1 pseudogene is annotated in these 755 nt (G+C 46.9%); it reads left to right on the top strand.

Going from position 1 to position 755, the window contains the following annotated elements:
- Window positions 1–755 (top strand): annotated as a pseudogene (locus tag J5224_RS32330) (hypothetical protein); the annotation flags it as partial.

Genomic DNA, 755 nt, shown 5'->3' with positions numbered 1-755 from the left:
TGATGTTGATGGTATCGCGTTCAAATTCCGCGGTGTGGCCCGTAAAGTGAAACCGACTGAATTGCTGCATACCACTCCGGGTCAGAAAAGGGCGGCTTATTATGTTCAGAATCCGCGCAGCGGGATTAAGAAAGAAATATTACTAGAACTTAAACCGGGGAATACCGCTATCCATACCGAAGGTGGGGAGATCTTTCTGAAACCAACGGATAATCCCAATGAATTTATGACATATCACCCTTATGCTACCAGACCTGAGTTATTGCAGAGAAAGGTGATTGTCGATGAGGAGACGCTTGCGTGGCGATATGCTGACACCTTCGATGCCGCGAATCTTAATGTTGAGGTGAGGGAAGGGAAAAAGCAGATACCGTTGTACGGCGAATATTACGATCTGAACAAAAATGGAGAGGGAAAGTTTGAGATCGTGGTACGAAGAGCCTCAGGCTCCCACGAGTTTGTACCGGTATACCTTGAACCATTATCCAACACCTGGCACATGCGAACGCATAACCAGCATCCAGTGTTTACCCACGAACAGGAAAATATCATTAACACGCTCCGCATCGAACCAGACAGGGGTTTCAACTATATTCCCTGCACCAATAATAACCCACGGTATTATGGCTCGGGAAAGATATATCGTGCAGAGAAAATTGACGACACTTCACATTATCCCTGGGGGCGATATATTGAAATGAACGGGGAAGTTGTGCCAGTGAGAGAAGTGGTTTCTCCCGGGCGAGGCGTTCATT

The sequence above is a fragment of the Candidatus Symbiopectobacterium sp. NZEC135 genome, from assembly GCF_025962695.1.
The sequence above is the reverse complement of the archived record's forward strand: the minus strand, read 5'-3'. Positions and strand labels throughout refer to the sequence as shown.